Here is a 14360-nt window from a genome sequence, read left to right as displayed (position 1 = left end):
TTCTTATATTTATCAGACCGATGTTTTTCGGATTGACATTACTATTAACCAATGCATCTCGAGCTACCAACAAGATTGATAAAGAATAATTTTATTTTACCTTAATTATTAAATAACATCTAAAAATCAATTATTTATAGAGTTATAAAAAAACATAAAATGCGTCACTTATGAGTTTAATTTCGACTTATTTAGCTGTTCTATCGTTTGGTTACATTTGTTACAATTTATTGAACTCGTGAATTGTTCAACCGGTCAATTCAGAAATAGCACTTATGAGTTAGGTGAGCGATGCATAACTTGGAAAGTCGACCTTGTCCCAAAGTTGCTTTCTTAAATCATCTTGATTAGACCAATTCCCTGCTAATACCCACTCAACGAGTGCACTTGCCACGTCTGGATAGGTGACCACTTCGGCCTGTTTTTCACTGAGCCAAGCGCGCAAGATAGCCGCATCTAAAAACGTCATGGTTTGAGCTAACCCAAGGGCCTCTAGCGTCGCCACATTGCTCTGTTGTTCGAACTGTCCTTCGAGTGGTTTGAGAAGCAATTTCTTCCCCAAAGTTAGGGCTTCAGATGGCAATTCAAAGCCGCCATTTGCGACCACACCAGAGCACTGATTGAGGTCGAATTGAAAGCCCGCATGACTCAGTGGTTTGAACTCAATATTTTCAACTCGGCTATGCTCAATCACATCCGGGTGGTAACAGACAAAGTTTTGCGAAATGAACTTCATCAGCAGCTCTGAGATCGACTCAAGATCCTCAAATGGCAAATAGACCAACGTAAAGTCTTGTGCTGTTTTGGTTTGTTGCTCACCAACCAGCGTGTGAACGATAGGCGGCAAAATCGGCTGTTCAAAGTGATACCAGTGCAAGCCAATAGAGTGCTCGGTTGGGGCGAAATGTTGAATCACTGAATGTTCAATCCAGTTGCCCCCTTCTTTGGGTACATCATAACGAAACGCATTCTGGTGGCTTATCCCAATGCATGGCACACCTTGTCTCTTAGCCGCCCATGCAGTGACAGGCTCAAAATCATTAATCACTAAGTCATAAGGCGTAAGATCGATCTGGTTAATCTCACGGAGAAATCGCCAGATGTTGTTCTTCATGAATGTTTTGCCGTATTTAACCTGCCCCTGCTCGCTGTAAAAAGTTAAGCCGCTGCGGGTCTGATAGTTGCCAAACGCTTCCATCGAAAAGTATTTGCTCTCATCTCGCCCAGAGAACAGAAAATCGACATCAATATTTTGCTGACGAAAAGCGACGGCCATTGCTCTCGCTCGAGCGATGTGCCCATTTCCTGTGCCTTGTACGCCATATAAAATTTTCATGCATGTTCCTTTAAATTTACCACTTAAGCTCGGCAGTGGTTGCCAACAAAATAATTACAGGATGAAGCTGATAGCTAGGCTGGTACAAGCGATGCCCAAGGCTGCGCCAATCAGTACGTCCGTTAAAAAGTGCACACCGAGCAGGATTCGAGAGCCTGCAATCGCAGTTGCCCACACCAAGCTAAAGAGGTACAAGCTCGGATAGAAATGCCCGATTAGGGTCGCCATAACAAAAGCAGCAGCGGAATGCCCTGAAGGCAGACTGTATTTATCGGATGGCACAATATGAGAGTGAAGTAGTGAAGAGAATTCAGCTGGTCGACGGCGCTTGAGGGTATTTTTAGCAAACCAGTAAATAGGCAGTTCGATTGCGAAGGCGGTTAAGCCCACCAAAAGAAAGTCTCGACCGGTGTTGCTATCGACCAGCAGTGCAATCAAGGCAATCAAAACATAAAGGTGTCCATCTCCAGTATGAGACACCGCTTTACTGAGCGTTGCATGTTGCCCGCCATAGCGGTTGTTTAAACAGAAAACAGAAAATGCCACATCCCAGCGGACAATAGGTTCGATAGTACGCATACGATCTCCTTAACAATCCTTATTCAGTTAAGGCTCAAGTTATGCTCAACAAATGACAGTTAAGTGACATTTTGAATGAACTAAAATGAAATTTCCCATGCTTGATAGGCTGGTCAATGGATCAAGTCAGGATGGCGATAGAAGCGACCGATAAAAATAAAGCGACCCAAGGCCGCTTTATTCTTCTATGTTTTCAATTCTTTATATAAGCAAGCAAACGCTACTTCTATCGTGTTAATGGTTATAGCGTTCGCTAATGATAATAGAGCTCGCAAATAATTAAACGCTAAAGGCTATAGCGCTAGTGGCTCGTGCTTTTTAACCAAACCGAAATCCGCCAATATCGCGTAAGCAGCAGGGGTCATAAACAGCACCAGTAAGGTCGAGGCAAATATGCCGAATACGATCGAAATAACCAATGGCTGGATAACCTGAGCCTGTAAGCTGGTTTCCGTCAACAGCGGTAGCAAACCTGCCGCAGTCGTCATTGAGGTCAAGAATACCGCTCGGAAACGCTCGCGACTGGCTTTCACCACCGAGTCATGCACGCTATCTCCCTCATCGACATGGTGACGAATGTACTGCACCAACAAGATGGAATCATTAACCACAATTCCGGCAAGCGACACAAAGCCCATCATGCTTGGCATACTCAAAGAATGGCCAAGTATCCAGTGACCAACGACCACCCCAATAAAAGCGAGTGGAATCGCTAACATCACGACCACAGGCTCTAAATAGCTTCTGAACTGATAGCTAAGAATCGCAAACACGCCGAATAAGCCGAGCAAGAATCCTTTGCCCATCGAAGCGCCAGTCTTGGCTGCATCCTTGGCCTCCCCTTCGAAATCAAAGCGTAAACCCGGGTACTTCTGAATAAGTTTGGCGGCTTCATCTTTTTGGAACTGAGCCAAAATCGCGGATGAACTCGCTTTCTTATTATCAATATCACCAAAGATACTGATGGTTCTCAGCCCATCAATACGCTGAATTCGCACGTAGTTACGCTGGAAATCTAATGTCGCCAACGTTGCTAGCGGGATCTGACTGCCGTCTGCGGTAATGATTGGGAAGTTAGCTAGCTGCTGTAAATCACCCGCTTGTTCTTTATCAAGACGAACTTCAATCGAGATATTCTCAACACCGATTTGAATCTCATCCGCTGTCTGACCAAAGAAAGCCGCACGTAATTGGGAAGCGATCATCTGTCCATTCACATTGTAGGTCTCAGCGCCCGGGCGCAGCTTAACCAAAATCTCTTCTTTACCCATGCGCATATCATCAAGCACGCCGTGCACCCCATCGAACTGATTAAGGTACTCCTGAATATCCAAAGAAGCGGATTTCAATGCGCTCAGGTCATCGTGTTTGGCGCGGATTTCAATAGCACGACCGCCCGGCCCCATAGTCGGTTGCTTGAACACCAATGAAATAGGATCCGCTAAATCGCCAATATCCTCTCGCCACGCATCAATGAAATCATCGATAACCGTATTACGACTCTCTGCTCCGCGTAAATCTAAGCGCACTGTGGCTAAGTGCGGGCCGGATTCATTGGCATCGGCGTTAGCATTGAATTGGCTAGTTATGTGCTCGACCAGTGTATTGCCTTCTTCAACCTCTTCGCTCCATTGCTTGTTCAAACGCTCAGCAGACGCGACAATTTTGTCGACCACTTTCTCGGTTTGAGACAGTGATGCGCCCGGCGGAAGAATAATACGCGCCTCGGCAATATCACCATCCAGCTCTGGGAAAGGTTGAAACTTAACAACACCACCAGCAATCAAGGCGACTGAAAGCAACAACAGCGTAATCACTCCGCCCATAAAGGCGTAGCGGAAGGTCACGACTTTCTCAACCATGTTCATCAAAGTGGTATTACGGAAGTTCTCAAACTTCTCAAGCAACACCACTTTAAAGCGCAGCGCTGGCTTGTCATTTTTTTCTTTGTGTAATGAATGAGATAGGTGATTAGGTAGAATCAGGAAGGCTTCAATCAAGCTCAACGACAGCACCAAAATCAATACTTGAGGAACGGCCTTAAGCACAGCGCCCATCTCGCCATCAAGAAACAGTAAGCTACCGAAAATACACACCGTGGTTAAGAAAGAAGACAGTACTCCGGGAAGCACTTTCTTAACGCCGTTGTACACCGCATCATCGACGCTTTGTCCCCTATCTAAGTGGGAGGCTATCGATTCGGCTATCACGATGGCGTCATCCATCATAATACCGATTGCCATTAACAACCCGACCAGCGACATAATGTTGATCGACAAACCAAGGTTGGCCATTAAGAACAAGCCACCAAGGAAGGCCACTGGCAACCCTGCCGCCACCCAAAATGAATAACGTAAGCTGAAGAACAGCCACATGGTGGCGAACACCAGCACAATACCTTGCCAGCCATTGCTCACCATCATGGTTAGACGATCCCAAAGCACAGATGAGAGATCGTTGGTCATTTGTAGTGTCACGCCATCAGGAGCAATCGCGCTTTGATCTTCAACGAATCGTGTTACGTTCTCTTTGATTCGCAGCGCATCGTCTTCTTTGTTCTTACTGATCTTAAGCAGCGCTGAAGGCTTGCCATCAAATAGCACCTTTTGCTCATCAAGCTCAAAGCGGTCGGTTATTTTGGCTATGTCTCTCAAACGAATCACCGAGCCATTAGGCGCAGATCCAACCACGATGCTTTCCAGCTCAACAGGCGTAACTCGTCTCTCGTCGAAACGAATCAGAAAGTTTTTGTCTGGTGTTTCAACGTTACCACTCGGCAGTTTTACATTCTGTCGACCAATTTGATCCGCGATATCACCGACACTCAAACCCAACTGACGAATAGCTTGGGTATCCAGTTCCACTCGATATTGATGATCCGAGAAGCCGCTAACCTCGACCAAAGAGACATCGTAATCAAGCTTCATGGTGCGCTTAAGATCTTCCGCGTAGGCCTTAAGTTCTGGCCACGACGTTTCGGCTGTTATAGCGATATCGACAACCGGTTCATTCCAATCTAGCTCTTGAACAACAGGCGATTCAATCTCAGTTGGGAAATCATTGATCGAGTTGATCTGGGTTTGCACATCCACCAGCATTCGGCCGATGTCCGCTTTTTCATTTAACTTTAGAATTAAACGAGCGCTGCCTTCGATGGCTTCACACTGAGTTTCTTCAATGTTGGCTAAGCCGTCTACTGCATCTTCCATTCGCACACACAAGCTCTCTTCCACTTCTTGTGGAGAGGCGCCGGGATAAACAATCGCAGCCATAATGTAAGGCGGATCGTAAGCGGGGAAGGTTTCACGTTTGATGGTTGATAGTGAGCTTATACCCAAGATCAACAACCCAAGCATCAACAAGTTTGCTGCTGTTGGGTGCCGAGAGAAAAACTTGATCATGACGCACTCTCCTGAGTATCTGATTCAAGCTCAGCCTCTTCAGAGTTGGACTCTCTCAGTAACATGCCTTCTATTGCTGGCAGGACATCATTGAGAACCAGTTTATCTCCAGTTTGTAGCTCTCCACTCACAACCACTTGATTGTCTCTGCGATAAAGCACTTCAACATTGACCACTTGCAAACGCTGGTTGTCATCCATCAGGTAAACCTTATCACCATGCAGTGCTCGCTCTGGAACCACCCAACTTAGATTGGCGACACCCTCAATCTCAGCTTTGACAAACATACCGTTAACCAAAGGCGTCGCGCTGTCTGGTTGCAATTGTGAGTAATCTTGAGCGATCTCGAGAATAATCCCCGCCGTCGCTTGGTTTTCATCAACTGTTTCGCTGATTCTTGCCACCTTCGCTGGCCAACTGAGGTTCAGGTTGCCGCTGTTAAGTTGAATGCTTGCTTTGATTGGCGCTTCATAAGGATTAGGGATTCCTGCAGCATCGCGAGGAAATTGGTTAAAGCTGGAGGCTAAAGTTTGCATATCGTGAATAGAAAGTTGCGCCTCTACTTCCATGACATTAATCCCGTGAGCAATAAACATCTCCTGCTGAAGGTTTACTACTTGATTTTGTTCGATATCAACCTGAGCAATTCGCATCGCTCTTGGCAAAGTGATCGTGGTCTTATCGAGAGAGCGCTGCGCCTCTTTTACCTTAGACACGTTGACCTTAATCACCGCTTCCGCAACACGCTTTTCATCTGGCATCAACGCGATTTGGTTCGCGATATCTAATACCAACTTCTGCTGAGACAATGCGCTTTGTTGTTGCAGGTCGACATCCGATTGAGAGGTGAGCCCTTTCTTACGCAGATCCTGTTTACGTTGTAGCTCTTTATTGCTGATCACCAAACGATTCTTTTCGATCTTAAGAGTCTGATTAAGGTTGTCTTCTTCTTGATTCAATTTCGCTAATGAGGTTTGGCTTGATTTTAGATCCGCCTCTGCTTGTATCAGTTTCAATTCGTAATCCAATGGATCAACCTTGAGCACGACCGTTCCTGCAGGGATCACCTGGCCTTTTTCAAGATCTGGATGTCGATACACGATCTGTCCTGTCACCTCAGCGATCGCTTTCCATTCAACTTTAGGCACCACTTTGCCAAAGCCGACCGCTAACGGCGCTATCAGTTGTTGTTCTAGGCTCACAGTATCAACTAAGCGAGCCCTATCACCCGCAGGTTTGGTTGGAAGATCCGGCTTCAAGTTAATCGCGGCGACAAGGCCAATCACACCAACCGCAAGTGCTGGAAAGAAGAGTAGTTTTTTATTTATTTTCATTATCTTTGGTCCTGCACGGAAGAAGGGCTCGGTGCGTTAATAAAGCCTTCAGTCATCAATTGAATGTTGTGTTCGATTAAACGATTAAGAAATTCTTCATTAATCTCAATCCCATGAATTGCCAATAAAGGCGGCGGAGCGATGAAAGGAAACACCATCAAGCTTACATACGAAATACGGCACAATTTTGGATCCATGTTCTGTTTTAAGATGCCTTGTTCAACCAACTTTTCAAAAATGACATCTTGGGCTGGCTTTGCAACATCGAGGAAAACCTTTTCGAGCAACTCTCTTTGCACTTCAGAGGGAGGCATATTCATCACTTGGGCTATCAAGCGAGGAAACTTCGGCACTTTGACCATCTCTTTGTAGTAAGTCCTCATTAAATCAAGAAAGTTCTCATGACTGCTTTCATCAACGAGTCTCTGCATCTGCAATTGCATCGGTCGTAGCGTTTCACGCAGCATCGCCTCAAACAATCCGGCTTTACTGCCAAAGTAATAGCGGATCATCGCAATATTCACACCCGCACGCTCAGCAATCAGGCGCGTCGAGACCTTGTCGTACGGTTGAACCACGAACAGATCTCGAGCGTGCTCAATGAGTAACTGCCGTACATCTAGATTCTGTTGAGGTCGCCCTGCTTTACGCGCTGCCATCACTGAGACCTATCCCTATAATTAATCACACGATTAATTATAGGGATAAATCGACATGGTTGTAGAAGATTAATTACTCACTATTTAATCAAATGATTAATTAATTTAGCCACCCTTTTAATTTTATTGGTGAATCGTTCCATCAAAAAGATTTACTACAAAGTTTTAACCTACACATCAGCCAAACGATAAACTAACCGCCCAGTACAAAACACTCAATCAGCTGATAACACCAGCAAACAACACGCAAGCAGCACAAACCAAAAAAAAACACCGCCAAAGCACGCTGATATTGGATTTTCTTGTTTGACGCTCAGAATAAATTGCGGTAAATATGGTGTTAACAGTTTATTTACGGATATTTGTGTAATGATTTTTTCTTCTTCTCGACTGCTGAAACTTCTCCTTATCGTGAACCAATCGCGCGGGTAAGTTGTGGGTCAAGAACTACACAAATATTAAAACCCGCGCTGAGCGGGTTTTTTTGTAACTGGCACTTTTAAAAGAACATCATTCTTAATAATAATTTGGATAGCAATCGATTCATTATCGATATAAGGAAGCACCCATGAACGATCAAGTGATAATTTTTGACACGACCTTACGTGATGGCGAGCAAGCGTTGGCTGCAAGCTTAACGGTAAAAGAGAAATTACAGATCGCTTATGCACTTGAACGACTGGGTGTAGATGTTATTGAAGCGGGCTTTCCGGTGTCATCACCAGGCGACTTTGAGTCAGTACAAACCATCGCAAAAAATATTAAAGACAGCCGAATCTGTGCACTTTCTCGTGCTGTAGCGAAGGATATCGATGCCGCTGCAGAAGCGTTAAAAGTCGCTGAGCAGTTCCGTATTCACACCTTCATATCTACATCAACGGTTCACGTGCAAGATAAATTACGCCGTAGCTACGACGATGTTGTCGATATGGCAGTAAAAGCGGTAAAGCATGCGCGCAACTACACAGACGATGTTGAGTTCTCTTGTGAAGATGCCGGTCGTACACCTATCGACAACCTATGTCGTATGGTTGAAGCGGCAATCAACGCGGGCGCGAAAACCATCAACATTCCAGACACAGTGGGCTACACAGTACCTAACGAGTTTGGTGGCATTATCAAAACGCTATTTGATCGCGTTCCAAACATCGACCAAGCAATCATCTCTGTTCACTGTCACGATGACTTAGGCATGTCGGTTGCTAACTCAATCGCAGCGGTACAAGCAGGTGCTCGCCAAGTTGAAGGTACCATTAACGGCATTGGTGAACGCGCGGGTAACTGTTCTTTAGAAGAGATCGCAATGATCATCAAGACTCGTCAAGAGTTATTAGGTGTTCATACCGGCCTAGATCACCAAGAGATCCACCGTACCAGTAAATTGGTGAGCCAGCTTTGCCACATGCCGATTCAAGACAACAAAGCAATCGTTGGTGCTAACGCATTCAGTCACTCTTCAGGTATCCACCAAGATGGCATGCTAAAGAACAAGAACACTTACGAGATCATGACACCTGAGTCTATTGGCTTGAAAAACAAAGCATTGAACCTAACAAGCCGCAGTGGTCGTGCAGCCGTTAAGAGCCACATGGACGCAATGGGCTACAAAGACAATGAGTACAACCTAGATTCATTGTACGAAGACTTTTTGAAACTGGCTGACCGTAAAGGCCAAGTATTCGATTACGACCTAGAAGCACTAATGCACTTCGCAAATCTACGTGACGAAGATGACTTCTATAAACTTAACTACCTAAGCGTACAATCTGGTAGTGTTATGTCTACCACTAGCATCAAGCTGCAATGTGGTGATGAAGAGAAATGCGAAGCGGCTGTCGGTAACGGACCTGTTGATGCTTTATACCAATGTATCTACCGCTTAACAGGTTACGAAATTGCATTGGATAAATTCGACCTTACCGCGAAAGGTGAAGGCGAAGATGGCTTAGGCCAAGCTGATATTATTGCGAACTACAAAGGCCGCAAGTACCACGGTACAGGCGTTTCAACGGATATCGTTGAGGCCTCTGGTCAGGCGCTACTGCACGTTATTAATAGCATTCAACGCGCAGACACCATTGCTGAAATGAAACAGCAAAGAATCGCAACAGTTTAAACACCCAATAACAGAGCCCTAGAGCCGATGTTATTGGCTTTAGGGACAAAATTTAAAACGAGCGAAAGAGCTCAGTAACAAGAATTAAAGGATTAACATGACTGATAAATCATACAAGATTGCCGTACTACCTGGTGATGGCATTGGCCCAGAAGTAATGCAGCAAGCACACAAAGTGCTAGACGCGATTGAAAAGAAGCATGCGATTAGCTTTTCTCGTGAAGAGTATGATGTTGGTGGTATCGCAATTGATAACCACGGCTGTCCACTTCCAGAAGCGACAGTAACAGGCTGTGAAGAATCTGACGCAGTACTATTTGGCTCGGTTGGCGGTCCTAAATGGGAACACCTTCCACCGAACGACCAACCAGAGCGTGGTGCCCTACTTCCTCTACGTAAACACTTCCAACTGTTCTGTAACCTACGTCCAGCTCAAATCCATAAAGGTCTAGAGTCTTTCTCTCCTTTACGTGCTGACATCTCAGGTAACGGTTTCGACATCGTGGTAGTCCGTGAGCTAACAGGCGGTATCTACTTCGGCCAACCTAAAGGCCGTGAAGGCGAAGGCGCAACTGAAAAAGCTTTTGATACAGAGGTTTACCACCGCTACGAAATCGAACGTATTGCAAAGATTGCGTTTGAATCGGCACGCCTACGTAACAAAAACGTTTACTCAATCGATAAAGCGAACGTTCTACAGAGCTCTATCCTATGGCGTGAAGTCGTTGAAGAGATCGCAAAAGATTACCCAGATGTAACGCTAAACCACATGTACATCGACAACGCGACCATGCAGCTAATCAAAGACCCATCTCAGTTTGACGTAATGCTATGTTCAAACATCTTTGGTGACATCATCTCTGATGAGTGCGCAATGATCACTGGCTCTATGGGTATGCTTCCTTCTGCAAGTTTAAATGAAAGCAACTTCGGCCTATACGAACCAGCAGGTGGCAGCGCACCAGATATCGCAGGTAAGAACATCGCAAACCCAGTCGCGCAAATCCTTTCTGCAGCCCTAATGCTTCGTTACAGCCTAGGCGAAGAAGCGGCAGCACAAGACATCGAAGCAGCGGTTTCTAAAGCACTTTCTGCAGGCGAGCTAACGGCAGACCTTGCTGGCAAAAACCAAGCGCTGACTACCTCTGAAATGGGTGACAAGATCGCTGAGTACATCTTAGCTTCATAAGCTAAAGGCTCCGATTAGAAGCAAGTACATAAGAATAATATCAAGCCAAGTCAGCGTAAACCGCATGACTTGGCTCGAAACAAACACTGGGACTGATGCTCCCAAGGAAGAAAAGCTATGTCGACAAACCAGCACGCAAAAACCTTATACGAAAAAGTTTATGACGCTCACGTTGCGGTTGCAGCGAAGGGCGAAACACCAATTCTTTATATCGATCGTCACTTAGTTCACGAAGTAACGTCACCTCAAGCCTTTGATGGCCTACGTGAGAAAGGCCGCAAAGTTCGCCAAGTTGGCAAGACTTTCGCGACCATGGATCACAACGTATCGACACAAACTAAAGACATCAACGCTTCTGGTGAGATGGCTCGTATCCAAATGGAAACGCTATCGAAGAACTGTGAAGAGTTTGGTGTCACGCTTTACGATCTAAACCACAAATACCAAGGTATTGTGCACGTAATGGGTCCTGAGCTAGGTATTACGCTACCGGGCATGACCATCGTATGTGGTGACTCGCACACGGCTACACACGGTGCATTTGGTTCACTAGCATTTGGTATCGGTACTTCAGAAGTGGAACACGTTCTAGCTACGCAAACGCTAAAACAAGCTCGCGCTAAAACCATGAAGATCGAAGTAAAAGGCAAGGTTACTCCTGGCATCACTGCAAAAGACATCGTGCTAGCGATCATCGGTAAAACAACGGCTGCTGGCGGTACTGGCTACGTAGTTGAATTCTGTGGTGAGGCAATTACCGACCTTACGATGGAAGGTCGTATGACAGTATGTAACATGGCAATCGAGCTTGGCGCTAAAGCAGGCTTAATCGCTCCAGATGCAACGACATACGAGTACATCAAAGGTCGTAAGTTCTCTCCAGAAGGCGAAGACCTAGAAGCAGCAATCGAATACTGGGATACGTTAAAAACCGATGCTGATGCAGAATTCGATGCAGTTGTTACATTAGAAGCGGCAGACATCAAACCACAAGTCACTTGGGGTACCAACCCAGGTCAGGTTATCTCAGTAGACACACCAATCCCTGCACCAGAAAGCTTCGCAGACCCTGTAGAAAAAGCATCAGCTGAAAAAGCGCTGGCTTACATGGGTCTTGAAGCCGGTAAATCTCTATCTGATTACAACGTAGATAAAGTGTTCGTGGGTTCTTGTACTAACTCTCGTATCGAAGACATGCGTGCAGCAGCAGCGGTAGCGAAAGGCCGTCAAGTAGCGAAACATGTTCAAGCGCTTATCGTTCCGGGTTCAGAGCAAGTTAAAGCACAAGCTGAGGCTGAAGGCCTAGATAAGATCTTCATCGAAGCAGGCTTTGAATGGCGTTTACCGGGTTGCTCTATGTGTCTTGCGATGAACAACGACCGTCTAGGTCCACAAGAGCGCTGTGCTTCTACATCAAACCGTAACTTTGAAGGTCGCCAAGGCCGTGATGGTCGTACGCACCTAGTTAGCCCAGCAATGGCAGCCGCAGCGGCTATCGCTGGTCACTTTGTCGATATTCGTGAACTTTAATTAGAGGATTTAACATGTCAGGTTTTCAACAACACACCGGATTAGTCGTTCCTCTAGATACGGCCAACATCGATACTGATGCGATCATTCCAAAGCAGTTTCTACAGAAAGTAAACCGCATCGGTTTTGGTAAGCACTTGTTCCACGATTGGCGCTTCCTAGACGATGCAGGCCAACAGCCAAACCCTGATTTTGTAATGAACGAAGCTCGCTACCAAGGCGCTTCAATTCTTTTAGCTCGTGAAAACTTCGGTTGTGGTTCATCTCGTGAACACGCACCGTGGGCGCTTGCCGATTACGGTATCCAAGTAATGATCGCACCAAGCTTTGCCGACATTTTCTACGGTAACTCGATCAACAACCAAATGGTGCCAGTTCGATTGACTGAGCAAGAAGTGGATGAGCTATTCCAATTCGTTGAAGCGAATGAAGGTGCAGAAATTACGGTTGATCTAGAAGCAATGAAAGTCAGCGCGAACGGCAAAGAGTACTCGTTTGAAATTGATGAGTTCCGTCGTCACTGCTTACTGAATGGTTTAGATAATATCGGCCTTACACTTCAACATGCCAATAAGATCTCAGAGTTTGAAGCTAAGATTCCTAGCTTCCTAAAATAATGAGACGTTTCTGAATAAATCTAAAGGTTGGCCAAGTGCCAACCTTTTTTATTTGGCTAAGCTTTTAACTTAACTTCATATGTTTATTTAAATGAAGAGCAATGAAAGAAAATGGTAAGCCTTAAGGTCTTAGTAGTCAGTCATCAGGAGAATGCCATGAAACAACTACTTTTTATTGTCAGCCTACTTTTCTCAACCTTAGCTTGGTCTGCGCCTAAATCCGATCTTTGGCCATACTGGAAGCAAAGCGACGAAACCAACCTAGAACAGGTATCTCATCAAAATTGGCAGCAATTCCTCGATAGCTACTTGGTTAAACAGGGGCAAAATACGTTAGTTCGCTATAAAGCAGTGAACACCGCCGATAAAACAAAGCTTAAACAATACATCAAGCAACTCGAACAGGTGAATCCGCTCGACTATTCAAAAGCGGAGCAGTATGCCTATTGGGTTAACCTATACAACGCCGTGACTGTCGATTTGATTCTTGATGCCTACCCGATCAAATCCATAACTAAACTTGGCGGACTATTTAGTTTCGGTCCGTGGGGAGATGATGTGGTAGTCGTTAATGGGAAATCACTGACACTCAATGACATTGAACACCGAATCCTAAGACCAATTTGGCAAGATCCTCGCACGCATTATGCCGTGAACTGTGCCAGCCTAGGTTGCCCTAACTTACAACCTGACGCTTTTACCTCTAAAAATACTGAAGCCTTGCTAGAGCAAGCTGCAACTGAGTTTGTAAGCAGTGACAAAGGCGTGATGGTTACAAACAATAAGCTTCAACTATCATCGATTTACGAATGGTTTGCTGTGGATTTTGGTACGAAGAAACAGCTTATTCAGCACTTAGAACAATATCGAATTGAAGCAGTAACCAATACTCAAAACATCAGTTATGAATACGATTGGTCGCTCAACCAAGCAAACTAGCTCTAAGGCTAAAGTTGATCACTAAAGTAAAAAAGAGGCGAGAGGTTTTTATTAACCTCTAGCCTCTTCTCAATTCTTTGACCGTATTTCTACAATTAAAAGCTTGAGCTCGGTTGCTGCAAGAACTCAATCTCTTCGGGAGTCGAAGCTCGCCCTAACACCTCATTACGGTGCGGATAGCGACCAAATCGCTCAATGATAACCTTGTGCTTAAACTCAAAGTCCAGATTATGCTCTAATCCCGTTTGAGAAAAGAGTTCCACGGCTTGTTCATGGACTAACAAAGATTCACTGTGCATATAAGGCATATACAGGAAGCTTTTCTGTTGCTCGTTAAGCTGGTGATCAAAACCACCCGCCCCGCTACCGCCTCTTGGGCTAGAGCCAACGCCATCGGATCAGCAGAAAATGCTGTCGGACTTTTTCTACCAATATTTCGAGAAAACTGATCAAGTACGATAATCTCAGCCAATCGTCCTTGCGCAGTTTGGCGCCACTCAAATAGCTCGCCTTGAATGGCTGCTTTATGCAATTCAGAAAATCGAGACTCTATCAAAGTGTCAATCTCGGCGCCGCCAGTAAACCAACCTTTAGGCGTCAACTCATCGAACCAAAACTCTAGAACATCCTGATACGTTACCGTCATATAATTCCCTTTAA

General features: G+C 45.3%; 10 protein-coding genes and 1 pseudogene. 5 read left to right on the top strand and 6 right to left on the bottom strand.

The window, feature by feature from the left end; translation table 11 throughout:
• Positions 1–280: 280 nt before the first annotated feature.
• The 5 genes from AB4185_RS12015 to AB4185_RS11995 form a co-directional block, all read right to left on the bottom strand.
• The gene (locus AB4185_RS12015; protein WP_017068817.1) at positions 281–1336 is read right to left on the bottom strand and encodes an MJ1255/VC2487 family glycosyltransferase; all 1056 of its coding nucleotides are present in this window, start codon (positions 1334–1336) and stop codon (positions 281–283) included.
• 54 nt (positions 1337–1390) lie between these two features.
• On the bottom strand, positions 1391–1915 hold the full coding sequence (locus AB4185_RS12010; protein WP_017062930.1) for a phosphatase PAP2 family protein: 525 nt from the start codon (positions 1913–1915) through the stop codon (positions 1391–1393).
• Positions 1916–2208: 293 nt separating this feature from the next.
• Positions 2209–5316: an efflux RND transporter permease subunit gene (locus AB4185_RS12005; RefSeq protein ID WP_102332758.1), complete on the bottom strand. Its 3108-nt coding sequence runs from the start codon at positions 5314–5316 to the stop codon at positions 2209–2211.
• Entirely contained in the window at positions 5313–6650 is a 1338-nt protein-coding gene (locus AB4185_RS12000; protein WP_050053092.1) for an efflux RND transporter periplasmic adaptor subunit, read from the bottom strand. The genes AB4185_RS12005 and AB4185_RS12000 overlap by 4 nt, the downstream gene beginning before the upstream one ends.
• Positions 6650–7309 (bottom strand): TetR/AcrR family transcriptional regulator, encoded by a 660-nt coding sequence (locus AB4185_RS11995; protein ID WP_102332757.1) that lies wholly within the window; start codon positions 7307–7309, stop codon positions 6650–6652. Before AB4185_RS11995 ends, AB4185_RS12000 begins: the two co-directional genes overlap by 1 nt.
• A gap of 568 nt (positions 7310–7877) precedes the next feature.
• Here AB4185_RS11995 and leuA point away from each other — a divergent pair.
• From leuA to AB4185_RS11970, 5 genes are all read left to right on the top strand, one after another.
• The gene (gene leuA / locus AB4185_RS11990) at positions 7878–9425 is read left to right on the top strand and encodes a 2-isopropylmalate synthase (protein ID WP_017066940.1); all 1548 of its coding nucleotides are present in this window, start codon (positions 7878–7880) and stop codon (positions 9423–9425) included.
• 97 nt (positions 9426–9522) lie between these two features.
• A complete protein-coding gene (leuB, locus tag AB4185_RS11985; RefSeq protein ID WP_017061390.1) occupies positions 9523–10614 on the top strand; it encodes a 3-isopropylmalate dehydrogenase in 1092 nt (363 codons plus the stop codon).
• Between the two features lie 117 nt (positions 10615–10731).
• The gene (gene leuC, locus AB4185_RS11980; protein WP_017062936.1) at positions 10732–12144 is read left to right on the top strand and encodes a 3-isopropylmalate dehydratase large subunit; all 1413 of its coding nucleotides are present in this window, start codon (positions 10732–10734) and stop codon (positions 12142–12144) included.
• Between the two features lie 14 nt (positions 12145–12158).
• On the top strand, positions 12159–12761 hold the full coding sequence (gene leuD, locus AB4185_RS11975) for a 3-isopropylmalate dehydratase small subunit (RefSeq protein WP_102332756.1): 603 nt from the start codon (positions 12159–12161) through the stop codon (positions 12759–12761).
• 156 nt (positions 12762–12917) lie between these two features.
• On the top strand, positions 12918–13700 hold the full coding sequence (locus AB4185_RS11970; RefSeq protein ID WP_102332755.1) for a DUF547 domain-containing protein: 783 nt from the start codon (positions 12918–12920) through the stop codon (positions 13698–13700).
• Between the two features lie 95 nt (positions 13701–13795).
• Here AB4185_RS11970 and AB4185_RS11965 read toward each other — a convergent pair.
• Positions 13796–14346: pseudogene (locus tag AB4185_RS11965) on the bottom strand (DUF924 family protein).
• Positions 14347–14360 lie beyond the last annotated feature (14 nt).

It is taken from the genome of Vibrio sp. 10N.286.48.F5 (assembly GCF_041469785.1).
Classification (GTDB): domain Bacteria; phylum Pseudomonadota; class Gammaproteobacteria; order Enterobacterales; family Vibrionaceae; genus Vibrio; species Vibrio crassostreae_C.
Note: the sequence above shows the minus strand (reverse complement) of the source record. Positions and strands in the feature narration are given on the sequence as shown.